18 protein-coding genes and 1 other annotated feature are annotated in these 23,218 nt (G+C 43.9%); of the genes, 9 read left to right on the top strand and 9 right to left on the bottom strand.

What is annotated here, in order from left to right; translation table 11 throughout:
• Positions 1-44 precede the first annotated feature (44 nt).
• The 4 genes from F0251_RS22380 to tyrA all read left to right on the top strand — a co-directional run bounded on the left by F0251_RS22380 (position 45) and on the right by tyrA (position 4,443).
• Positions 45-893 (top strand): MurR/RpiR family transcriptional regulator, encoded by an 849-nt coding sequence (locus F0251_RS22380; protein WP_171731853.1) that lies wholly within the window; start codon positions 45-47, stop codon positions 891-893.
• Positions 894-904: 11 nt separating this feature from the next.
• Positions 905-1,894 carry a beta-N-acetylhexosaminidase gene (gene nagZ, locus F0251_RS22375; RefSeq protein ID WP_171731852.1) on the top strand — a complete coding sequence of 330 codons (990 nt, stop codon included), beginning with the start codon at positions 905-907 and terminating at the stop codon, positions 1,892-1,894.
• Between the two features lie 246 nt (positions 1,895-2,140).
• Entirely contained in the window at positions 2,141-3,214 is a 1,074-nt protein-coding gene (locus F0251_RS22370) for a 3-deoxy-7-phosphoheptulonate synthase (protein ID WP_171731851.1), read from the top strand.
• Positions 3,215-3,315: 101 nt separating this feature from the next.
• Entirely contained in the window at positions 3,316-4,443 is a 1,128-nt protein-coding gene (tyrA, locus tag F0251_RS22365; protein ID WP_171731850.1) for a bifunctional chorismate mutase/prephenate dehydrogenase, read from the top strand.
• Between the two features lie 129 nt (positions 4,444-4,572).
• Here tyrA and F0251_RS22360 read toward each other — a convergent pair whose 3' ends face one another.
• From F0251_RS22360 to ettA, 3 genes are all read right to left on the bottom strand, one after another.
• The gene (locus F0251_RS22360) at positions 4,573-5,604 is read right to left on the bottom strand and encodes a M23 family metallopeptidase (RefSeq protein ID WP_171731849.1); all 1,032 of its coding nucleotides are present in this window, start codon (positions 5,602-5,604) and stop codon (positions 4,573-4,575) included.
• A 49-nt stretch (positions 5,605-5,653) separates the two neighbouring features.
• Positions 5,654-6,022: a PilZ domain-containing protein gene (locus F0251_RS22355; RefSeq protein WP_116870042.1), complete on the bottom strand. Its 369-nt coding sequence runs from the start codon at positions 6,020-6,022 to the stop codon at positions 5,654-5,656.
• A gap of 90 nt (positions 6,023-6,112) precedes the next feature.
• Positions 6,113-7,780, bottom strand: coding sequence for an energy-dependent translational throttle protein EttA (gene ettA, locus F0251_RS22350; RefSeq protein WP_004739497.1), 1,668 nt, complete (start codon positions 7,778-7,780; stop codon positions 6,113-6,115).
• A gap of 263 nt (positions 7,781-8,043) precedes the next feature.
• Here ettA and sltY point away from each other — a divergent pair, with 263 nt between their 5' ends.
• Both sltY and trpR read left to right on the top strand, forming a co-directional pair.
• Positions 8,044-9,993: a murein transglycosylase gene (gene sltY / locus F0251_RS22345; protein ID WP_105058961.1), complete on the top strand. Its 1,950-nt coding sequence runs from the start codon at positions 8,044-8,046 to the stop codon at positions 9,991-9,993.
• A gap of 170 nt (positions 9,994-10,163) precedes the next feature.
• On the top strand, positions 10,164-10,457 hold the full coding sequence (gene trpR, locus F0251_RS22340) for a trp operon repressor (RefSeq protein WP_008221633.1): 294 nt from the start codon (positions 10,164-10,166) through the stop codon (positions 10,455-10,457).
• A gap of 127 nt (positions 10,458-10,584) precedes the next feature.
• Here the strand turns inward: trpR and yjjX are convergent, their stop codons facing one another.
• From yjjX to F0251_RS22310, 6 genes are all read right to left on the bottom strand, one after another.
• Complete coding sequence (gene yjjX / locus F0251_RS22335; protein WP_061033323.1) at positions 10,585-11,106, bottom strand: inosine/xanthosine triphosphatase; 522 nt, start codon at positions 11,104-11,106, stop codon at positions 10,585-10,587.
• A gap of 40 nt (positions 11,107-11,146) precedes the next feature.
• On the bottom strand, positions 11,147-13,483 hold the full coding sequence (locus F0251_RS22330) for a bifunctional diguanylate cyclase/phosphodiesterase (protein WP_171731848.1): 2,337 nt from the start codon (positions 13,481-13,483) through the stop codon (positions 11,147-11,149).
• A 285-nt stretch (positions 13,484-13,768) separates the two neighbouring features.
• On the bottom strand, positions 13,769-14,944 hold the full coding sequence (pheA, locus tag F0251_RS22325) for a prephenate dehydratase (protein WP_116870046.1): 1,176 nt from the start codon (positions 14,942-14,944) through the stop codon (positions 13,769-13,771).
• A gap of 12 nt (positions 14,945-14,956) precedes the next feature.
• Positions 14,957-15,078, bottom strand: a sequence feature (Phe leader region).
• A gap of 110 nt (positions 15,079-15,188) precedes the next feature.
• Positions 15,189-15,524 carry a ribosome-associated translation inhibitor RaiA gene (gene raiA, locus F0251_RS22320; protein WP_004735034.1) on the bottom strand — a complete coding sequence of 112 codons (336 nt, stop codon included), beginning with the start codon at positions 15,522-15,524 and terminating at the stop codon, positions 15,189-15,191.
• A 406-nt stretch (positions 15,525-15,930) separates the two neighbouring features.
• Positions 15,931-17,355 carry a lytic transglycosylase F gene (locus F0251_RS22315; RefSeq protein WP_345779002.1) on the bottom strand — a complete coding sequence of 475 codons (1,425 nt, stop codon included), beginning with the start codon at positions 17,353-17,355 and terminating at the stop codon, positions 15,931-15,933.
• 137 nt (positions 17,356-17,492) lie between these two features.
• Positions 17,493-18,221: an outer membrane protein assembly factor BamD gene (locus F0251_RS22310; protein ID WP_008221648.1), complete on the bottom strand. Its 729-nt coding sequence runs from the start codon at positions 18,219-18,221 to the stop codon at positions 17,493-17,495.
• Between the two features lie 137 nt (positions 18,222-18,358).
• Between F0251_RS22310 and rluD the strand changes: the two genes are divergently transcribed.
• The 3 genes from rluD (at position 18,359) to clpB (ending at position 22,792) form a co-directional block, all read left to right on the top strand.
• On the top strand, positions 18,359-19,333 hold the full coding sequence (rluD, locus tag F0251_RS22305) for a 23S rRNA pseudouridine(1911/1915/1917) synthase RluD (protein ID WP_004739484.1): 975 nt from the start codon (positions 18,359-18,361) through the stop codon (positions 19,331-19,333).
• Positions 19,334-19,335: 2 nt separating this feature from the next.
• Positions 19,336-20,076 carry a peptidoglycan editing factor PgeF gene (pgeF, locus tag F0251_RS22300; RefSeq protein WP_171731847.1) on the top strand — a complete coding sequence of 247 codons (741 nt, stop codon included), beginning with the start codon at positions 19,336-19,338 and terminating at the stop codon, positions 20,074-20,076.
• A gap of 142 nt (positions 20,077-20,218) precedes the next feature.
• On the top strand, positions 20,219-22,792 hold the full coding sequence (gene clpB / locus F0251_RS22295) for an ATP-dependent chaperone ClpB (protein WP_171731846.1): 2,574 nt from the start codon (positions 20,219-20,221) through the stop codon (positions 22,790-22,792).
• Positions 22,793-23,218: the final 426 nt, after the last annotated feature.

Raw genomic sequence — 23,218 nt, 5'->3', positions numbered from 1 at the left:
AAAACTCGTTATGATGATGACAGTTGAAAGAGGAGAGGATTAGAGTGAAAGGCATTGCTAAAGTAAAAGCGTTATTACCAAAGCTCTCTCCATCGGATTCGCTGGTGGCACGATATGTATTGGATCACCCGCAGCAGGTCAAGCAGCTCTCTTCCCCTGAATTAGCGAAAGCGGTAGGTGTGAGCCAGTCAACGATCGTCAAGTTTAGTCAGAAGATCGGTTATAAAGGCTTTTCTGAAATGAAGGTGAAACTCTATCAGAGTGATATGAGTTATCAGCCCGTTTCCCAGCGAGGGATACACGGCACCATCACTAGAAAAGATTCGCCAGATACCGTGATGGAAAAACTTCTTGCAAGCAAAACACAATCGCTTGAACGTACCGTGTTATTAAATGAGGGCGAACAGCTGAGTAATGCCGCTGACTTACTGCACCTTGCTAATAGAATCCAAATTTCAGGTGTCGGAGCATCATCTCTAGTTGCGAAAGATTTCGCTTATAAGCTGATGAAAATCGGTCATGCGGTTCATGCTGAGCCAGATGCTCATATTCAGATTGCCAACGCGGCATCGCTTACTGAAAATGATGTGTTGGTAGCGATTTCCTATTCAGGAAAAACCAGAGAAGTCGTAAAGGTGGCTCAGCTAGCGAGATCGAAGAAGGCCAAAGTGATTGTGATTAGCCAGTTATCTCCCTCGGCTTTGGACAAATATGCTGACATCAAACTCATTTCGGCGGCTGACGAGAATCATATTCGTAGTTCCTCTATCACAGCACGTGATAGCCAACTTTATATTACTGACTTGTTGTTCATTGCGTTAACTCAGCAAGAAGAGCAAGCCGACCAATTAATCGAACAAAGTAAATCTGCGGTAGCGGAATTTAAGCAATAGAAGGACATATTATGGGACCGTTGTGGGTTGATGTTGCAGGCTACGAACTGACTGCGGAAGACAAAGAAATTTTAGAGCACCCAACCGTTGGTGGTCTCATTTTATTTGCTAGAAACTACCACGATAGCAAGCAGCTATCGGCTTTAAATAAAGAGATTCGCAAAGCGGCTAAGCGTCCTATTTTAATTGGTGTTGACCAAGAAGGAGGACGAGTACAGCGTTTCCGCGATGGCTTTTCTATTATCCCTGCTGCTCAAGAGTTCGCGACTCAAAAGAATGGTGAACAATTAGCTGAACAAGCTGGTTGGTTGATGGCAGCGGAGCTGATTGCTCACGATATCGATCTAAGTTTTGCACCAGTATTAGATAAAGGTCATCAATGCAAAGCGATTGGCAACCGAGCATTTGGTGAAGATATCGATACCATCGTTCGTCACAGTAGTGCATTCATCAAAGGCATGAAGTCGGTTGGTATGGCGACAACTGGAAAGCACTTCCCTGGTCATGGTGGTGTGATAGCCGATTCGCATCTAGAAACGCCTTACGACCCTCGAGACGATATCTTTGAAACCGATATGGCGACCTTTAAGGCGCAAATTGAAGCGGGATTATTAGATGCGATGATGCCTGCACACGTGGTTTTCTCTCATTATGATGACCAACCAGCAAGTGGCTCTCAATATTGGTTACAGAAAGTATTGAGACAAAAACTGGGCTTTAAAGGTCTGATCTTCTCTGATGATTTAACGATGGAAGGCGCTGCGATCATGGGCGGACCAGCCGACAGAGCAAAAGCAGCCTTGAGTGCGGGCTGTGACATGGTGTTGATGTGTAATAAACGAGATGCACAAATTGAGGCTCTTGATCACTTAGCGATTCAAGAGGTGCCTTTAGCCAACTCATTGCTTAAAAAACACAGCTTTGATTTGCCGACTCTTCACTCTGATACCCGATGGAAAGAGGCTTCAGAGCAGATTAAGCGAATGCTAAACGATGAGTGATAAATAAACACTCTACAAATTTAAAGAAGGCGATATGAGAAATATCGCCTTTTTTGTTTGTATTGACTGTGGTTTAAGCTAGTAATCTAATTAAAACGACTCAAAACTCACGTGTAAATTAATATTTACACTAAATGTTTTTTATTGTTTACGCTTGCAATCGTTTTTGTAGCTGTTATTGTGTTTTTAAAGATTGTTAACCCAAATGGAAATGTTGGGTGTAAAAATAAATATACAGGTTGAGTTATGCAGAAAAGTGAATTAAGCAATGTCAATATTATCGACGAACAGGTACTGATTACTCCTGAGGAGTTAAAAGCAAAACTGCCTTTGAGTGATAATGCTCGTCGTTTCATTCAAGAGTCTCGTCAAACTATCGCAAACATCATCCATAAGAAAGATCACCGCATGCTGGTTGTATGTGGCCCGTGTTCTATCCATGATGTTGAAGCGGCAAAAGAGTACGCGAAACGCCTAAAAGCTTTATCTGCGCAACTTAGTGATCAACTGTATATTGTTATGCGTGTTTACTTTGAAAAGCCTCGTACTACGGTGGGCTGGAAAGGTTTAATCAACGACCCTCATCTAGATGGTACTTTCGATATTGAGCATGGTTTGCATGTAGGTCGTGAACTATTGGTTGAACTTGCTGAGATGGAAATTCCACTGGCAACAGAAGCACTAGACCCAATCAGCCCGCAATACCTAGCAGATACATTCAGCTGGGCGGCGATCGGCGCACGTACAACGGAATCACAAACGCACCGTGAAATGGCAAGTGGTCTTTCAATGCCTATTGGTTTCAAAAACGGTACAGATGGCAACCTAGGCACAGCAATCAATGCGATGCAGGCAGCTTCTTCTAGTCACCGTTTCATGGGTATCAGCCGTGAAGGTCAAGTTGCACTATTAACTACTCAAGGTAACCCAAACGGTCATGTTATTTTACGTGGCGGTAAGCAAACAAACTACGATTCAGTATCCGTACACGAATGTGAGCAAGAGCTTGGTAAATCAGGTTTAGAAGCAGCACTGATGATTGACTGTAGCCATGCTAACTCTCGCAAAGATTTCCGTCGCCAGCCTCTGGTTGCCGAAGATGCGATTCACCAAATCCGTGAAGGTAACAAGTCGATCATCGGCCTTATGATTGAAAGCCATATCAACGAAGGAAATCAATCTTCTGATATACCTCTCAATGAGATGAAATACGGCGTTTCAATTACCGACGCGTGTATCAATTGGGACACAACTGAGGCACTATTGAAACATGCACATACGGAACTAGTCCCGTTCTTAGAGAACCGTTTGAAAGGTTAGTCAGAGTTTAAAAGTTTAGTGCCTCATCTAATGGGGCATTTTAAGATCTGTTGCTAACGAAATCGGCGTTGGTACGGGCTTATAGATTAGTAAGGAATAAAATGGCCGTTGAACTGAACGAATTACGCGACCAAATTGATGCTGTCGATAAACAGATGCTGGATTTACTGGCTCAGCGACTTGCTCTTGTTGAGAAAGTTGGTGAAGTGAAAAGTGAACATGGATTACCTATTTATGTGCCGGAGCGTGAAGCGGCAATGTTGGCGTCTCGTCGTCAAGAAGCAGAAAAAATAGGGGTTCCACCACAGCTCATCGAAGATATTTTGCGTCGAACTATGCGTGAATCTTATGCCAGCGAAAAAGACTCTGGTTTTAAGTGTCTTAACCCAGAATTACGTTCAGTGGTTATCGTTGGTGGTAATGGTCAGCTGGGTGGCTTATTTGGCCGTATGTTTAAGCTTTCTGGCTACGAAGTGAAAGTCCTTGGTAGTCAAGATTGGGATAAAGCCGATGAAATCCTAGATAACGTTGGTCTTGTGGTTGTAACCGTTCCAATTCACTTAACGGAAGGTGTGATTGCGAAACTTGGTAACCTGCCAAGTGATTGTATTCTTTGTGATTTAACATCGATTAAATCAAAGCCGCTGCAAGCAATGATGAACATGCACCAAGGCCCTGTTGTTGGTCTTCACCCTATGTTTGGTCCTGATGTACCAAGCCTAGCGAAACAGGTGATTGTTTACAGTGATGGGCGCGGTTCTGAAAGCTACCAATGGCTACTGGAGCAATTTAGTATCTGGGGTGCGAGCCTATGTCAGATGGATGCTGCTGAGCATGACCACGGCATGACTCTGATTCAAGCGCTTCGCCACTTTACCTCTTTTGCTTACGGTCTACACCTAAGCAAAGAGAACCCGAATATCGACCAACTTCTGAAGCTTAGCTCTCCAATCTACCGTCTAGAGATTGCGATGGTTGGTCGTCTATTTGCTCAAGACCCGAACTTGTACGGTGACATCATCCTATCTTCAGATGAAAACATTGAGATGATTCGACGCTTCCACCGTTGTTTTGGTGAAGCACTCGAGATCTTAGACGGAAAAGACAAAGCCAAGTTCGTTGAGAGCTTTAACCAGGTGAGTGATTGGTTTGGTGACTACTCACAGCAATTCTTGCAAGAGAGTCAAAGCCTGTTAAAACAAGCACATGACTCGATTCATCGCGGTTAATAGTGTGGTTTGAAAAATAAAAAAGAGCGACCATTTGGTCGCTCTTTTTGTTTGTGTTAAATGCCGATATTGCATCTGGCCTATAGTAGGCGAAATGCATTTTGATCATCATGGGCCAAACGAACAAACCTAGTTAGTCACGATAGGCTCTTTGTTATTCTCGTTCGATACTCGGTTATCATCGCTGGATACCGTGTCGATAGTTGAACTGATGTAAGGTACGTTAGTTAGGTTGATCTGCAAGCGAACCACGTTATCAATCAGCTGAACGAGTGGGCCCCATTTCACCTTTTTCTCTTTCTCAAACACGTAATTGAAGTTTTCTGGTGTCCAATCCATCAAGTATTGAGGATTCAATGAGCGACCAAGGAAGCGTACTTCATAATGTAGATGTGGCCCAGTTGAGTTACCTGAGTTCCCACAGCTCGCAATCACATCACCTTTACTGACAAACTGACCGCTGCGAACTTTGAATTTTTGCAGATGCGCGTAAGAGCTCATGAAGCCGAAAGAGTGGCGCATAGTGATAAAGTTACCGAAGCCTTTCTTGCTTGGACGAACCGTTTCAATCACACCGTCCGCTGGCGCTAAGATATCTTCGCCGCGCTTACAAGTAAGGTCGATACCAGTATGGTTGTGACGTTTGCCTGTAATTGGGTTTGTACGGCGACCGTAAGAAGACGAGATACGTTGATATGCCATCGGGCTATCATTAGGAATTAAGCGGAACATGGTAGCTCTTACCGCGGAATCGACTGCCGCAGCATCAATACGGTCTTCTAATGAAACCTCATCGGTGTGTAATTCTTCATCAGCCAGGCCAAGAACGGACTCCACATCGAATACACGCTTACCCAGTAACTGAATCGTGCCTTCTTTCTCAGTCAATGCTTGAGATAGGTTATGGTTGGTTTCAACCTGTTCCGCATATAAAAACTCGGTCTGTTCTTTTTCAACAATCAGAGTTTCAATTAACTGTTGTGCATCACCGGCTTGTGTAGCCAGCTTGTTTTTACTCTCAAGGTGCATGTAGGTAGCGCCACCAATCAATATTGGTACTGAGAGCAGGGACGTCATGCATAAGAGTACGGCTTTTCGACCGAAGTAAAACGTCTGTTCCCCCTGACTTGAGGGAATAGTAATGGAAACTTTTTTAGACATGGTTCTGTATTAACTAAATGCTTCTAATAGAAAAAGGGTAATGGAGACACTATTCCTTACCTAAGTCGGTAAGGTGTTCAATCTCTCTATAAAGCAGTTCATCGTCACCAACGTTAAGCTCAACAAGGCGCTTAAGGTGGCTGATACTATCAATATCTAAATGCTCTATGCGTAAACGCATTGAGGTATTGATGGTAGAGACTATCGTTGCTTCTAATTGAATATTGATATCGCTGTTGGCCAGCTTAAAGCTAACGTGAACAGGGGTATCTTGGCTGAATCGTTGTAATTCATCGCACTGAATGAGTAAACCATGGAGAGACAAGTCTTGCACTGAGCCTGATGCATTTATGTGTTCTTGTGAGATTTCAGTCGGAACTTGATAAACAACTCGTGAAAATTGACGTCTTTCAATCATAAGTATTCTCTCTATATCGATACGTAATACGTAAGCCAGATATATCAAAGGCCGCTATTATCGCGGCCTTTGTTCAAAATACAAGCTTATTTACTTAGCAATACGTTTGTACTTGATGCGGTGTGGTTCTGCCGCTTGTGCGCCCAGAGTCTTCTTCAGCCACTCTGTGTACTCAGTATAGTTACCTTCGTAGAAGTTAACTTGACCTTCATCACGGTAGTCTAAGATATGGGTCGCAATACGGTCTAGGAACCAACGGTCGTGCGAGATAACCATTGCACAGCCAGGGAACTCAAGCAGTGCTTCTTCAAGAGCACGTAGCGTTTCAACGTCTAGGTCGTTGGTCGGCTCATCGAGTAGCAGTACGTTACCGCCCGCTTTTAGTAGCTTAGCTAAGTGAACACGGTTACGTTCACCACCAGAAAGCTCACCGATGATCTTCTGTTGGTCGTTGCCTTTGAAGTTGAAACGAGAGCAGTATGCACGTGCTGGGATTTCGAAGTTGTTGATCTTGATGATATCAGCGCCTTCAGAGATCTCTTGGAATACTGTCTTAGTGTCGTCCATGCTGTCACGGAACTGATCAACAGAAGCAAGCTTAACTGTTTCACCCAGTTCAACCGTACCTGAGTCTGGTTGCTCTGCGCCGCTTAGCATCTTGAATAGTGTTGATTTACCCGCACCGTTGGCACCTACGATACCCACGATTGCACCCTTAGGCATGCTGAACGATAGGTCATCGATAAGAACGCGGTCACCGTATGACTTAGTTAGGTTCTTAACTTCAAGAACTTTGTCACCTAGGCGCTCACCTGGCGGGATGAACAGTTCGTTGGTTTCGTTACGCTTCTGGTATTGGCCAGTCGTCAGTTCTTCAAAACGAGCCATACGAGCTTTAGACTTAGCTTGACGACCTTTAGGGTTTTGACGAACCCACTCAAGTTCTTTCTCGATGGTCTTTTGACGTGCGCTTTCACCAGCTTTCTCTTGCTTCAGACGCTCATCTTTTTGCTCTAGCCAAGACGTGTAGTTACCTTGCCATGGGATACCTTCACCACGGTCAAGCTCTAGAATCCAACCAGCAGCGTTATCTAGGAAGTAACGGTCGTGGGTAATCGCCACAACAGTACCGCTGTAGTCCACTAGGAAGTGCTCAAGCCATGCAACTGATTCTGCATCCAGGTGGTTCGTTGGTTCGTCAAGAAGCAGCATGTCTGGCTTCTCTAGAAGTAGACGACAGATAGCAACACGACGACGCTCACCACCAGAAAGGTGTTCAATCTTAGCGTCCCACTCAGGAAGACGAAGTGCGTCTGCAGCGCGCTCTAGAGCTGCTTCTAGGTTGTGACCATCTTTTGCTTGGATAAGCGCTTCTAGTTCGCCTTGCTCTTTTGCTAGTGCATCGAAATCTGCATCTGGTTCAGCATAAGCCGCGTAAACTGCGTCGATACGTTTAAGTGCATCAGCAACATCAGAAACCGCTTCTTCTACGATTTCACGAACCGTTTTTGATTCGTCTAGTACTGGTTCTTGAGGTAGGTAACCTACGTTAAGACCTTGTTGTGCACGAGCTTCGCCATCGATATCAGTATCAATACCAGCCATGATACGTAGTAGGGTAGATTTACCTGAACCATTTAGACCCAAAACACCGATTTTAGCGCCAGGAAAAAAGCTAAGAGAAATGTCTTTAAGAATTTGACGCTTAGGTGGAACAGTTTTGCTCACCCTAGACATGGTATATACGTATTCAGCCATTGCCGATCGATCCTAGTTATTGTTCAAAATTGTTAGCTATTTTATACCAATATCCCTAAAGATGTTACTCCTAGGAAAGAAAAGCCATTCTTGAACGAATCCTTACTTACTATTGTCACATTGGTTATTAAAACTATATTTAATATGCTTCTTAGATGAAGTGTTAAATATTAATAATATTTACACTCAATTCCTTTACATTTTATGTGATGTCGGGCGTAAATAGATTTCACGTATTCATACACGCACTAAGGAAAGAGCGAATGTTTTTCCGAATTGGTAATACGAAGGTTGCTGTGGCTGCATCGGCAATCTTGTCTTCATTTTCACTAGCTCCAGTGGCTATGGCTAGCAATGCCTCAGAGCTAGAAATGCAGCGTGATGTTTATGATAGAGCGCAAGAGGTTTTAGACAACCGTGATCTAAAAGCTTACTCAGAACTGCGCAGCAAAATTCAAACATACCCTCTCACGCCTTACACCGATTATCGTGCTTTTCTTATCGGTCTTGGTGATCGTACTCCGGCTGAAGTGGATGCGTTTATTGAAGAGAACAAAGCCTTGCCATTTTCTAATCGTATGCGAGCACCATATTTAGATATGCTGGCTTCTAGAAAACAGTGGCAAACCATCCTTGAGTTTCAAACTAAAGAGCCAGTGGGCGAAAAGTACCAATGCATTTATTACCGAGCGAATTATGAGCAAGGTAATCAAGAACTGGCTTTTAAAGGGGCGAAGCAGCTTTGGTTGAGCGGCGATGGTGTTGATGACGCTTGCGACCCGCTATTTAAGAGTTGGGATCAAGCTGGCTTAAGAACTGATGAGCTGATTTTAGAGCGTATGCTGTTAGCGTTTGATGGGCGTAACGGTAAGCTGATGAGCTATCTGATCAAGCAATTGGATCATGATGAGTCAATTGCTCAAGCTAAGCAGATGAAGGCGTTATACAACAAGCCTGAAAACGTGCTCACATTCGCGAAGAAGTATCCAGCCAATGAGTTTTATCAAGCTCAAACGGAGTTTGCTTTTAAGAAGCTCGCAAGAAAATCGGCTAGCAGTGCCCAGGAAATATTTGATGATGTCATCAAGGCCCAGAAGTTTTCTAAAGAGAAATCTCAAGAGCTCGCTGATTACCTGACTTTCCGTTTAATCAATACCGATTCTGAAGAGTTGATGGAGTGGCGAGACGAGATGTTGGCGAGTTCGTCGAAACAAGTCTTATTGGAACGTCGTGCCCGTTTGGCTATTCAGCATGCCGATTGGGCTGGATTGAAAGAGTGGATTGCCCTCTTAGACGACAAGCACCAAGCTTCATTGCGTTGGCAATACTGGTTAGGCAGGGCTGAAATAGCAACTGGAGATACCGAAAAGGGCAACCAACGTCTGTCTGATATTTTAGGCAAGCGTAATTTCTACAGTGTTGCGGCGGCTAAGCAGTTAGGTAAGCCTATTCAGTACCCTACATCAACGCTAAAGTATAATGCTGAAACAGTGAAGCCTTTTAGTACTTCGCTGATTCGTATCGATGAACTGATTACTCGCGATAAAATTGCCGCCGCTAAAAGTGAATGGCGCTGGCTACTGACCAATGCAGATAAAGAGCAAAAAGAGATGCTTGCCGCTTACGCTGCGACACAGCGTTGGAATCACTTCACTGTGATTGCGAGTATTTCAGCGAAAATGTGGGATAACATTGCGCTGCGTTTTCCGGTTGCTCATAAGTGGTGGTTTAACTTCTACGCGGAGAAGCATGATATTGATCCAATCACCTTGATGTCTCTAGCAAGACAAGAGAGCGCGATGGATTCAGAAGCTCGTTCTCCAGTTGGTGCACGTGGTGTCATGCAAATTATGCCAAAGACAGCGCAATACACCGCGAACAAACACAAGATTAAGTACAAGGGTAGCGATGATCTTTACGATGTCGGCAAGAATATCGAAATTGGCAGCCACTACTTAGATGGTTTGCTCTCTCAATATGACAACAACCGTATCTTTGCTTTTGCTGCCTACAATGCAGGTCCAAGCCGTGTTAAACAGTGGCGTTCTCGCAGTGACGAAAAGCTTGATGCCTTCGCTTTTATTGAGATGATTCCATTCAAAGAGACACGCGGTTACGTTCAGAACATCTTAATGTTTGAGACTTACTATCGAGACATCTTGGGTGAGCAGGGCGAGTTTTTGGCTCCCCATGAGGTGAAAGCTAAATACTAGTGGTCGATAAGGCCTGAAACTGAGTGACAATTGAAGGCAGTGAGTGCGAACCATTTCCGCTTACTGCCTTTTTACATTGGATCACATCCAGTATTTCGGTATAAAGTGGTAGACGCTTTCAATCGATAAGCGACTCTTTAAAGTCTGAATTTAAAAGTAAGTGTAGAGATATGGCATCACAACCTGAATATGATAACTGGCAACAACTCATGGATTTAGTTAAGACAGCGGTTGAGAAAGATCAGCATGAACTGTTGTTGACCATGATGATGACGCCCGATGAGCGAGATGCTCTGGTTGCTCGAATTAATATTTTTTGTGAGCTAATGAAAGGTGAAATGTCTCAAAGACAAGTAAGCCAAATGCTGGGAGTCGGTGTGGCAACCATCACCAGAGGCTCGAATGAGCTCAAGGCAAAATCAGAACAAGAGAAAGCGATTATTGCCGATCTGCTGCTCAAGTAATGATGGCTTAAGCTATCACTGAATAGCGAGAGTGCGAATTGAAAAAAAACGCTAACTGAGGGTTAGCGTTTTTTAGTTTCTAGAGCTTGCAATCGAGCTGCTAGAAAGCTTGAGAAGCATTCATTGGTTAAGCCGAGAAATGTTCAGGGTTCACAAATGGGATCAGCGCTAAGATTAACGCTTGGTGATAGACCGAGCTACGTGAAAGCTGGTTATGTGTCAGTAAACCAATCGCTCCACCTTTTTGTTTGATATTGTCAGTACCAAATACTTCATCCATCACATCCCCGAGTTCGTTAGCGTGTTCTAGCTTCTCAAGAACGGCTGGTGGCAACATCAGGCTTGCCGAGCGAGATTCTCCACGTTGGCCATTTGATTCAATCACCATCCAAGCAAAGGTAACCCCGCCTTCGATTCCCGCTTCTAACCCAACATAGAAATCCGCATTAGGTTGCTGTTGTGTCGCATTGTGTACACGGTTCACCGCACCTTGATAGGTTTCATCATTACTCATCGGCTGATCGGCAACACCACTTGGCACACTTGCCCCCGTGAACTCAAACTCGGTGTTGGGAAACGCAGAGACAAAAGCACTTTTGACAGCATTGATCTTAGCGGGATTTAGCGAGGCGATGATGACAGATTTCATGTGTTCGATTCTTCTAGTCGGTTGATTCAGTTGGTGCGTGTTAATCGTTCTGCTGGTGCTTAAATCGCTGTTGGTGTTCGTGATACCAGTCGCTTAGTTCATTGAGAGGCATTGGCTTGCCAAAGTAGAAGCCTTGCAGCATGTCGCAATGCGCGTCTTGTAGCCATTGGTGCATCTCTTTGGTTTCGATACCTTCAGCAGTCACGGTTTTACCTTGCGCGTGACACAGTCCGATCACGGGTTTAACTATGTTCTGATTATCTGTTTCGATCAAGGCTTCTAAAAAACCTTTGTCTAATTTAATTTTTTGCGTTGGGTACTCAACCAATTGAGTGATGGATGTGTAGCCCGAACCAAAATCATCGATAGCTAATCGGTAGCCCATTCGAGCGAGTTCGTTGAGTAGCGGGAAACCGTGTGAATTTGAATAGAAGGTCTCGGTGATCTCAAAATCAATTAAGCTTGGTGGAATGCCATTAATCTTTGCGTGTTGTTCAATGAAATCCGCTAGGTGCGTAGTCTCTATCCCTGCGGAAGATAGGTTGATGGACAGCTGAATCGAGTGATCAAATTGACCCTGAAGCTGATGGAAAGAAGCGAAGGCATTCTCGATAACCCAGCGGTCGACAAGCTCAAATAGCCCTGTTTGCTCGGCAATAGGAATAAATTCATTGGGTGCAACCGTACCAAGTTGTTCGGACTCCCAACGCAATAGAACCTCAACCCCAATCACGTGGTTCCCTGCGGCATCCATGTAAGGCATATAAACGAGTTTAAACTCTTCATCGAAGTTTTTATCTCTGAGGGCGCGCTCAATATTGGCTTGACGCTGAATAGTTTTATCCAAATCTAACGAGTAATCCGCGAACTGATTCTTGCCAGCATGTTTTGCCTGATACATCGCAGTATCAGCGTTTGAGAGTAGTTTCTCTATGGTATGCCCATCACTTGGGTAGGTCGCGATCCCAATGCTCACGGTAATCGGAAAGCTTCCTGAGTCGGTGATGAACCCTTTTTGTAGTGGAGCGAGTAACTTTTCAGAGAATTGATGCGCAATATTATCGGCATTCGCTGGGGCATTGATATAGATAACAAACTCATCGCCCGACAAGCGCGCAGGCATGCAGTTAGCGCTGTCGCTTTGTTGAAAAAAGTCACATAAAGCAGTGATGCGCTCTGCAAAAGAAACCAGTATTGAATCCCCAATCTGGTGTCCGTATTTGTCGTTCACAAACTTAAAGTTGTCTAAATCGAGATAGAGTACCCAGGTATTGTTTTTCGAGTCAGGGGCTGGCAGAGATTGTTGCACAAACGACTGAAATTGAAGTCGATTGGGGATTTGCGTTAGCTGGTCATTTTCTGCCAACACTTTGGTCTGTTGGTAGGTATTATCGAGCTCTTGGTACATGTCATAAAAACGTTGTGACAAGCGGCCTAATTCATCATTAGTACCTAAGCGCTCAATGTTCTTTCTTTGCTTTTTTTCGACCTGTTGCAGCTGCTTATCCAAGCGCGTGATTGGATTAATCACACAGCGGGATAAAAGCATGAGCAATAAGCCCACACTGACAAAGGCAGACAGAGCAAACGACAAGCTGAGCTCATTCCAGATTGATTTTAGCTTGTTGTCCAACAAAAATTGAGCCGGGTCGAGGGTTGCGTAAAGTTCAGGTCCCAGCTTCACAGACTGAGTTAAACCATGCCCAAGAGTTATCGGTTCATCGGTAAAGAAAAGACTGGTTTGGTAGTCAAACTCTATCTGTTTTCGCAGTGAATTAAACTTATCGAGAGAGACCGAAACGACTAGAAAAAATACATCATTGATCTGCTCGCTTATCGGGGCCGAAACGCTTTTTTTATCAAGTACTTCATAGTGAACAAGCATCCCTTCGCCCTGCGAGTTTTGGATGTAGTCAGTACGTGAGGTTACGTGTTTTTCTTGATACTGACGATCAACAAACTCTAAGACCTTCGGGTCCATCTCTGCAAAGGGGTCACGGCTATTTTCGGCGTAGTAGCTGACGGTACCATCGCCGTCGAGAAGAGCAAGGCCAGTAAAGCTATCGTCGCCATCTTGTAATAACTTTATCGTCTCGTGTAGATCATCAATGAGTGCGAGCTCTTGGCTAGGGTTCTCTTCGGCCAAGAAGAAGCGTTTAATCATGTCACTTTTAGTAAGCGCATAAGAATAGCTGTTCAAAAAAGATCGCGATTGACGAAAGTGTCCGGCGAGCTTTTCCATACTCAATTGCAGAGCATTATCTTCGCGTTTGATGAAACTGTTTTTTTGAGTCGAGTAAATGATATAGCTGGAAGCCGCAGTACTGATCAGTATTACGGGGGCAATCAGAAGTAATATTTTCTTACTTAGCTTCATGGCTATTCACAACATGGTTTATAAATTTGAGCGCGTAAGTTTATGTCACTTGCGGTGAGCTCGCTATTAATTACACGTTGTACGGTGCTTTCCTGTGAAGGCGGTAAAGTTTTGTCTTTATTGATAAAAATGCCACTAATGAGTTTTCTATTAGGAAGGCATAAAGCAGTAGTAGATAGGGAGGGCCTAGGGGCTCTAAGAGTATTGTAAAAATGAGGGGCTTAAGTATTTGGCCTACTGTAGGCCAAATACTTCTATTAGTAAAAAGCGGTTACTAATTCTAAGTTATGACAACTTAACTTGAGTCGCTTTGATGTTTTCACTTGGGTAGCAACCAAGGACTTTTAAGTGGCGAGTAATGGCCGTCAACTCTGTGATTGCTTGCTGCATATTATCCGAATCTAGGTGTGCTTCTAAGTCCACATAGAACATCTCTTCCCAAGGGTTACCCATAATCGGACGAGACTCTAGCTTAGTCATGTTGATACCTAAGCGCTGCAGAATCAGTAGCGTCTCTACCAATGAACCTGCTTCTTGTGAAGTTGACATAATCAGTGTTGTCTTCGCAGGGATCTGAGTCGAGACTTCAACAGGTTTACGAGCTACTACGATGAAACGTGTGTGGTTCTCTGTCTGGTTCGCAATGTTGCCTTGGATAGGCTGAAGTCCGTAAAGCTTGCCGCTCGATGCATTACCAATTGCAGCAACATCATCTCCATCCAGTTCTTTGACCTTTTTCATTGCGTCGGCTGTGCTAGCACATGATTCAAGAGTTACATCTTTCAGGCGGCTCAAGAACTCACTGCACTGCTGGTGTGGTTGTGGATGTGAGTAAAGTGTTTTGATGTCTTCTAAACGGATATCACTTTTCGCGACTAGGCAGTGTTCAATCGGTTGAGATAGCTCACCAACGATATAAAGCGTGGTGTGCTGAAGTAGGTCGTACACTTCGTTAATCGAACCTGAACTGGTGTTTTCAATTGGCAATACACCGTAATCCGCATGTCCCGATTCTACAGTCGACGCTACTTCTTTGAAGTGATTACAGTTTAACTCAATCAATTCCATATTCTTACGGCTGAAATACTCACGGCTCGCAAGATGGGAGTAGGACCCTTTAGAGCCTAAGAATGCAACGCGAGCCAATGGTTTACGGCTTTGCGGGTTCGCAAGGTTTTGTAGGTATGACTGTTGCAGTAGGACTGAATCTTCAATGATGGTGTGGAACAGCTTGGTAATGTACTGAGCATCTAGTTCGTATTTGTCTTTACCGTTGTTAATCAGTTTAACCAACAGTTGTTGTTCTCTTACTGCGTCACGAACTGGCTTTGATGTTTCTACCTTGCTTTTAGCAACTTCGATGCTTAGCTTGCGACGTTCTGAAAGTAGCTTCAGTAGTTCGTCATCTAAATCATTGAGACGAAGGCGGATATCATCCAGTGAAATTGAGCGGTCAGTCATAAATGTGTCCTTATAAAAAAGCCTCCCTAGTGTGGGAGGCTTCTTGTTCGTTTTTGACTTGTTTTTCTAAAACGACTTAGCCTCCGATTTACGGAAGAAAAAAGAAGTCAAAAATAAACAAAGATTGAGTTTGCATAAAAAGTGATTGTTTTATGAATGTTTAAACACAATAAGCAAGCGAGCTACGAGCGTCAAGCAAAAAAATAGCGCCCTGAGGCGCTATTTTTTAATCTGTTATCTTTCCTTATTCTACTTCAGCTTCTAGCTCTTCGATTTCAGGCTTTTCAGCGCGGCGCGCTTCTGGTTTATGGCGTAGCTTGTTGAGTTGACGCTCTAGTTTTTGTTCTACTTCGTTGATAGCAACGTAGAGGTCGTCATGGATTGATGAAGCTACAAGTTGCCCTTTTGGTACGGTTAGTACCGCTTCAAATTTCTTCTTCTTGTTTGGTTCTTCACTAAAGCTCGCTTGGCAACCAATGATGTCTACTTGCCATTTATCCAGCTTCTTAAATTTGCTTTCTATGTGATCACGGATTGCAGAGGTAATGTCGATGTTTTTACCAGTGATGTTCATTTTCATAGAAGTTTTCCTCTGTTGTATCCCTCATGGGTTAACTTCAGATTACGACTTTTGGGAATTTAGAATGTGATCTAGATCTTGTTTTGATGGGGTGGAATGAGCATTAAAATCAAATGTGATCTTACGCAAGTCTTGATATCTTTTTGGCGAAAAATGCTTGTTATCCTTATGAAAAACGATAACTTGGAGGCAAGGCTTCGCTAAAAATTAAATCAGTTTTTAGGGGCGTCTTACAGCTTATAGAAAGTGCTTGATGGATATTTATCCAATTGTACTTTGTGACATAGAGCACACGATATGAAGCATCAGGTTAGCTTCTTCAGAATTCGATAAACAAAAGCCGCATAACTTTGCTTATGCGGCTTTTGTGTTTTTAGTCTTCCGTCGTTTTTCAGGTTATGACCAATTAATCGTTGGTTTGCAGTAATCTAGCTGTGCCGTTCTCTCGAATTGTATTGATGGCTTCTAACTGTTTATAGATAACGAAATATCGGTTGATGTTGGCGACATAGGTGACGGGTTCTTTACTGACGTATTTACGAGTAATGATCTCTACGTTTTTAAACCAGATATTCGGGTTGTAGCCTTTCTTCTTCGCAAGGTTCCTCATTTTTCTGATCTTAGCGGGGCCTGCATTATAGGAGGCTAGAGTAAAGTAAAGCTGGTTATCTGGAGTAATGGCTGGGTCATCAAAATATCTATCTTTAATGAAGCGCATGTACTTTACGCCAGCATGGATGTTGTTATCGACGATGTGGATATTCTTGATGTTGACGTTTTTGTCTCTCGCAGTGCTAGGGAGAACCTGCATTACTCCAATAGCACCTCGGTGGGATACTCTGCTTTGATCAAGGCCCGACTCTTGGAAGCCTTGCGCAGACATCATCAAAGGATCGAATTCATACTTATTCGAATACTTTTCAAATACATCAGCCAGTTTAGCAACGCGGTCAACTTTGTTCGGGTTGAGTGCCCGACCTAACCAACGAGTATTATCTATGTATTTCTTATAGATAACGTTTCCAAGTAGGGTGCCTGTTCGAGCGGTCTTGACGTATTTGTTTATCTCTTTCTTTAGCTGAGGGCTGTCTTTTCTTAATGCCCATGCTATTTGACCATTTTCGCGTAAAGGTAAGTCGTGATGAACTTGGATGTTTTCCATCACATCGATCCAGAGTTTCGCTTTGTGACTGTCCAGAATCGTACCTTGTATATAGCCTTGGTTAACGAGTTCGATCAGTTCATAGTCTTGCAGTGACTCTTCGATGAAGTGGACATGCAGCGGCGGTAAACCTAGCTCGTTGAGTTCTTTATTGACCCTTTGCACGCTTTCGAAGTAGCTAGAACTTGCCCTAATCCATACTTCCTTACCACTGAGTTGCTTGATCTCGGTGATCGCTTCTGAATTCTTGCCTGTGATAATGAGCTCTTTACCGTCTTTAATCATAGGGTCTGAAAAGTCGATCACCTTTAATCGCTTATCGGTGACGGTCAGGTTTGCAACAGCAACATCGCCATAGCCTGACTGTAAAGAAGGGAGCAGGTCATCTCGCTGCACAGGAATAATTTGAACGTTCAGGTAAGGGTGTTTCTTACGAAGGCTTTTTTCAAAATGGTAAAGCATCTCGGCAACGATGCCTTTGGGCTTGCCATCTTCTATGTAGTAAAAGCCGAGGTCAGCAGAGACAAGCACTCTCACCGTTCCTTTGGTTTTGAGTACATCGAGATCCCCCATGTAAGGCTTATTGCTTAATGGCGAGAGTTCTAACGCGTGGGAAAATTGGCTAAATAGCACGATCCCAATAAATAATAACAACCTACTCACATCCACACTCCATGTTGATGTTTTGTTAAAAGTTATTTATTGAAGATACCGTGTATTGTTCGATTCATCAAGTTCGTGGTATGGGTTTAAAAAAGCGCGCTAGTAAATTAGCGCGCTTTTTTAGTCAGGAACAGAATGGTTGGCTAAGGTAGTGGGTTCAGCTCAATCAAGGCTTCTGTTCTTTGGATCGCGTCCTCAAGGCCAAGCTGTTTGTAAGCCTCTAGCTGAATTTTTAGAGACTTACGCGCAGCGATAGTATCTGGGTAAGTCTTTTGCAGTTCTTGCGTTCTATTGATTGCAGCGATCCAAGCTTCACGACGTAGATAGAAATCTGCCGTTGCTAGGTCGTAATCCGCCAAACGGTTTTTAAGTGCGAACATGCGTTTTTGTGCATCTTCTGCGTAAGGGCTTGCTGGGAAGCGCTCTAGTAGTCGTTTGAAATCAGCAAAAGCGAGTTTTACTGGCTCAGGATCTCGGTCGCTACGGTCGATATTAAAAATATCGTGCATAAAGTTTCTGTCTTGTGCCATGTGCGTTAGGCCGCGCATGTAAAGAACCCAGTCTTGTTTTTCGTGAGTTGGGTTTAAACGCAAGAAACGTGAAATGGTCGCTAGGCCAAGCGCTAGGTCATCATTTTTGTAGTAAGCGTAAATCAGGTCTAGCTGTACTTGTTCAGAATAGGCGCCGAAAGGGTAACGAGAGTCTAGGGCTTCTAGCTTTTCAATGGCAGAAAGCCAGCTACCACTTTGCAGCGATTCTTGCGCCTCAGAGTAGAGAACCGATGGCGGTACATCTGGCACTATCTCTTCGGTACTTGAACAACCAGCCAAGAGTGATACGGCTAATAGACCCGCTAAAGTAAGGTGTTTCATGTCAGGCGTCGATTCCTTGAATTAAATATTTCGTAAGCTTCCGTTACTTTCTAACCAGTAACAGATACAATGATGCAATTATTCTATTTTATCCATACTAATGGGTATTAGTCTCACGGTTTTTAAAAAAGTTCGATATGGCTCAGCAGATCACATTAACAGACACAGTAAAAAGCAGCCAGTTAGGTCAACGTTTAGACCAAGCTGTCGCTGAACTATTTACCGATTTTTCTCGCTCTCGTATTAAAGAGTGGCTTCTTGACGGCAAAGTCCAAGTGGATGGCGAAGTTATTACCAAGCCACGCGTTAAGGTTATGGGCGGAGAAGAGATCATCTTACAAGCTGAACTTGAAGATGAAGAGCGCTGGGAAGCACAAGACATTCCTCTAGACATTGTCTTTGAAGATGAACATCTACTGGTGATCAACAAGCCACGTGATTTTGTTGTTCACCCAGGAGCAGGTACGCCGGATGGAACCGTGCTAAACGCGTTGCTGCACCACTACCCACAAATCGCTGAAGTACCTCGTGCAGGTATTGTTCACCGTCTCGATAAAGACACAACAGGTCTTATGGTTGTTGCTAAAACAGTACCAGCACAGACTCGCCTTGTTCGTGCATTGGCTAAGCGTCGTATTACTCGTGAATATGAAGCGATTGCAATCGGCAAAATGACCGCTGGTGGCATGGTAGAAAAAGGCATTAGCCGCCACGCAACCAAGCGTACTTTGATGGCTGTGAATGAAACGGGTAAGCCAGCGGTAACTCACTACCGTGTTGCTGAGCACTTCCGTGAACATACACGTATTCGTCTACGCCTAGAAACGGGTCGTACTCACCAAATCCGTGTACACATGTCTTACCTTCAGCATCCACTGTTAGGTGATATTGCATACGGCGGTCGTGCTCGTATTCCAAAAGGCGCATCAGAAGAACTAACGAAGATGATTCGTGCTTTTGATCGCCAAGCACTACACGCGGTTATGCTTAAATTTGTTCACCCAATCACGGGCGAAGAAGTTGAGTTCCACGCACCTGTGCCAAATGACATGGTTGTAATGGCTGAAGCATTGCGTGTTGATGCTCGCGATAACCTAGAAGAAGACATTTAATTATGTCGATGATCATCCCCAACTGGAACGCACCAAGTAACGTGAAGGCTTTTGCTTCGACGCGTGTTGGTGGTTTTTCTGCTGATGCATATCATGGGCTAAACCTTGGTATGCATGTTGGGGATGATGCTTCATTGGTTGAACGTAACCGCATATGGCTTACGCAACACGCTAACATGCCAACTGCACCGGTATGGCTAAACCAAACACATTCTACAGATGTGGTTACGGTTTTAGAGCCAACAACCAATGTTCTCGACGCGGATGGCGCATTTACTCCAGCGACTGGGGTTGTGTGTTCAGCGATGACTGCAGATTGTTTGCCAGTGATCCTCACGGATACCAAAGGTACTCAAGTTGCTGCGGTTCATGCCGGATGGCGTGGTCTTGCTGGTGGTATTCTTGAAAATGCAGTCGCAAAGTTTTCTAATCTCGGCTCCGATAACCAGATTATCGCTTGGCTTGGCCCTGCTATTGGCAAACAGGCCTTTGAGGTTGGTGATGATGTGTTAGAAGCTTTCGTTAGTTTTGATCCTCAAGCGAAGCTTGTATTCAAAGCGAAAACTGAACCGGGCAAATGGTTAGCGAACATGTCTCAACTTGCAACACAGCGACTTGCTAAAGTTGGAGTTTCGCAAGTAACGGATTCGAACCTTTGTACTTTTGCCGATTCTGATGCTTTCTATTCTTATCGTCGAGATGGCGTTACTGGCCGTCAGGCTACCTTTATTTGGCTAGAGTAACGTTTAGTAAGTGTCCGCTTTTATCCAGCGCAATTATATTTTTATATAAACTCTATTCTTCATTCCTATCCCTTGAAAATCCGCGTTACCGTATCCATCTTCTAACCATAAGATAAACATATCTAAGAGTAGGAAGGTTGGCATGCGTCTCGATCGATTCACTAGTAAATTTCAAATTGCGATATCTGATGCTCAGTCGCTCGCATTAGGTCGTGATCACCAATATATAGAGCCTGTACACCTAATGGTGTCGCTATTAAATCAAGATGGTAGTGCGATTCGTCCATTGCTTACCATGTTGAATATTGATGTGGTTCAGTTGCGTTCAAAGTTAAGCGAAATATTAGACCGTGTACCGAAAGTAAGTGGTATCGGTGGTGATGTTCAGCTTTCGAATACAATGGGTACTCTGTTCAATCTATGTGACAAGGTCGCACAAAAGCGCCAAGACACATACATTTCTTCGGAAGTCTTCCTACTTGCCGCAATTGAAGATAAAGGTCCTTTAGGTAACCTGCTTAAAGAGCTAGGTCTTACTGAGCAAAAATTATCTCAAGCTATCGAGCAGGTTCGTGGCGGTCAAAAAGTTGATGACCCAAATGCCGAAGACCGACGCCAAGCGTTAGAGAAGTTCACCATCGATCTGACTGAAAGAGCGGAGCAAGGCAAGCTCGATCCTGTTATCGGTCGAGATGACGAAATCCGTCGTACCATCCAAGTACTTCAGCGTCGTACTAAGAACAACCCTGTCATTATCGGTGAACCTGGTGTAGGTAAGACAGCTATCGTTGAAGGTTTGGCTCAGCGCATTATTAACAATGAAGTGCCGGAAGGTTTAAGAGGCCGACGAGTACTGTCATTAGACATGGGCGCTTTGGTGGCTGGTGCTAAATACCGTGGTGAGTTTGAAGAGCGTTTGAAGTCTGTTCTCAATGAATTGTCTAAAGAAGAAGGCAATATCATTCTCTTCATCGATGAAATTCATACCATGGTCGGTGCGGGTAAAGGTGAAGGCTCTATGGATGCGGGTAACATGCTGAAACCAGCATTGGCTCGTGGTGAACTTCACTGTGTTGGCGCAACGACTCTTGATGAATACCGCCAATATATAGAGAAAGACCCAGCGTTAGAGCGCCGCTTCCAAAAAGTGCTTGTCGATGAACCAACGGTTGAAGACACGGTGGCGATTCTTCGTGGTTTGAAAGAGCGTTATGAACTTCACCATCATGTAGAAATTACCGACCCAGCGATCGTGGCTGCAGCAACACTATCTCATCGATACGTTTCTGATCGTCAACTGCCAGATAAAGCAATTGATCTGATTGATGAAGCCGCATCGAGTATCCGTATGCAGATCGATTCAAAACCTGAATCTCTGGATAAACTCGAGCGTAAGATCATTCAGCTTAAGATCGAGCAGCAAGCGCTAACTAATGAAAACGATGAAGCAAGTGAAAAGCGTCTTCGCACCTTACAAGCGGAGCTTTCTGATAAAGAGCGTGACTTTGCTGAACTTGAAGAAGTGTGGAACGCTGAGAAAGCAGCACTGTCTGGCACGCAACATATCAAATCAGAGCTAGAACAAGCTCGCATGGATATGGACTTTGCAAGACGTGCTGGCGATCTAAATCGAATGTCTGAACTGCAATATGGTCGTATCCCAGAGTTGGAGAAGCAACTAGACCTTGCTACCCAAGCTGAAATGCAAGAGATGACCTTACTGCGCAATAAGGTTACTGACGCAGAAATTGCAGATGTCTTATCTAAGCAAACGGGGATTCCGGTTTCCAAGATGTTAGAAGCAGAAAAAGAGAAGCTTCTAAAGATGGAGGGTGTTCTGCATAAGCGCGTTATCGGCCAAGGCGAAGCAGTAGAAGTGGTTTCGAATGCGATTCGTCGTAGCCGTGCTGGTTTATCTGATCCGAATAAGCCAATTGGTTCTTTTCTATTCCTTGGCCCTACAGGGGTAGGTAAAACGGAGCTCTGTAAAACGCTTGCTAACTTCATGTTTGATAGTGACGATGCAATGGTACGTATCGACATGTCTGAGTTTATGGAGAAACACTCTGTTGCTCGTTTAGTTGGCGCGCCTCCGGGCTATGTCGGTTACGAAGAGGGTGGTTATTTAACTGAAGCAGTGCGCCGCAAACCATATTCAGTAATCTTGTTAGATGAAATCGAGAAAGCACACCCAGATGTTTTCAATATTTTACTTCAGGTTCTTGATGATGGACGCTTGACTGATGGACAAGGCCGCACAGTCGACTTCAGAAATACGGTCGTGATCATGACATCGAACTTGGGCTCTTCGAGAATCCAAGAAAACTTCAATACGCTTGATTACCAAGGGATTAAAAATGAAGTGATGGAAGTGGTAGGTAAACATTTCCGACCAGAGTTTTTGAACCGTGTTGATGAAAGTGTGGTGTTCCATCCATTAGGTCAAGAGCACATTCAATCAATTGCTTCTATTCAGCTTGAGCACCTGAAAAAGCGTATGGAAGATAATGGTTATGAACTTGAGGTATCAGAAAAAGCGCTGAAGCTAATTTCTCAAGTTGGCTTCGACCCTGTATATGGTGCACGACCGTTGAAAAGAGCGATTCAACAGAGTGTAGAGAACCCATTGGCGAAAGCGATACTTGCTGGAAAAATCAACCCAGATAAAAAAGTACAGCTATTAGTTAATAACGACAGAATTATTGCTCACCAGTAATTGGGGCAGAAACAATAGGTACGATTCGCTAAATTTAGTCTAAATCGTACCTATTTCGAACGCTTTGTATAAATACTATTCGAACAGTCGCTAGTGGCGGCTTTTTTTCGTTTTTGGCCTTGTGCGCAAGATTATTATCTCTATAATGCGCCTCCGTTGTCAGGGATAACCAAGCGGTTTGAACTAAGCAACGAAACGGCAAATAAGCATTTAAGATGCTTCAAAAAATTAGCAGGAAAAAGTGTTTGACACTGAATCCCAATTCGCTAGAATGGCCGTCCACTTCGAGAGGCTCCTTGTTAAAAGGAACGCTTAAGAAGTTAAGCTCTTTAACAATTTAAACCTATCAATCTGTGTGGGCACTCGTTGATGAATATCAAAACGTTTTATCGTTAGATAAAACAGATTCTTCGGAATCAAAATGAT

This window comes from Vibrio sp. 070316B, from assembly GCF_013114115.1.
In the GTDB taxonomy this organism is placed as follows: domain Bacteria; phylum Pseudomonadota; class Gammaproteobacteria; order Enterobacterales; family Vibrionaceae; genus Vibrio; species Vibrio chagasii_B.
Note: the sequence above shows the minus strand (reverse complement) of the source record. Positions and strands in the feature narration are given on the sequence as shown.

Coding starts and splice junctions, on each gene's coding strand:
- sltY (WP_105058961.1), top strand. CDS start 8,044: ATGTTTTTCCGAATTGGTAATACGAAGGTTGCTGTGGCTGCATCGGCA.
- raiA (WP_004735034.1), bottom strand. CDS start 15,524: ATGAAAATGAACATCACTGGTAAAAACATCGACATTACCTCTGCAATC.
- tyrA (WP_171731850.1), top strand. CDS start 3,316: ATGGCCGTTGAACTGAACGAATTACGCGACCAAATTGATGCTGTCGAT.
- F0251_RS22310 (WP_008221648.1), bottom strand. CDS start 18,221: ATGAAACACCTTACTTTAGCGGGTCTATTAGCCGTATCACTCTTGGCT.
- F0251_RS22370 (WP_171731851.1), top strand. CDS start 2,141: ATGCAGAAAAGTGAATTAAGCAATGTCAATATTATCGACGAACAGGTA.
- clpB (WP_171731846.1), top strand. CDS start 20,219: ATGCGTCTCGATCGATTCACTAGTAAATTTCAAATTGCGATATCTGAT.
- nagZ (WP_171731852.1), top strand. CDS start 905: ATGGGACCGTTGTGGGTTGATGTTGCAGGCTACGAACTGACTGCGGAA.
- rluD (WP_004739484.1), top strand. CDS start 18,359: ATGGCTCAGCAGATCACATTAACAGACACAGTAAAAAGCAGCCAGTTA.
- pheA (WP_116870046.1), bottom strand. CDS start 14,944: ATGACTGACCGCTCAATTTCACTGGATGATATCCGCCTTCGTCTCAAT.
- F0251_RS22355 (WP_116870042.1), bottom strand. CDS start 6,022: ATGATTGAAAGACGTCAATTTTCACGAGTTGTTTATCAAGTTCCGACT.
- yjjX (WP_061033323.1), bottom strand. CDS start 11,106: ATGAAATCTGTCATCATCGCCTCGCTAAATCCCGCTAAGATCAATGCT.
- F0251_RS22360 (WP_171731849.1), bottom strand. CDS start 5,604: ATGTCTAAAAAAGTTTCCATTACTATTCCCTCAAGTCAGGGGGAACAG.
- pgeF (WP_171731847.1), top strand. CDS start 19,336: ATGTCGATGATCATCCCCAACTGGAACGCACCAAGTAACGTGAAGGCT.
- ettA (WP_004739497.1), bottom strand. CDS start 7,780: ATGGCTGAATACGTATATACCATGTCTAGGGTGAGCAAAACTGTTCCA.
- trpR (WP_008221633.1), top strand. CDS start 10,164: ATGGCATCACAACCTGAATATGATAACTGGCAACAACTCATGGATTTA.
- F0251_RS22330 (WP_171731848.1), bottom strand. CDS start 13,483: ATGAAGCTAAGTAAGAAAATATTACTTCTGATTGCCCCCGTAATACTG.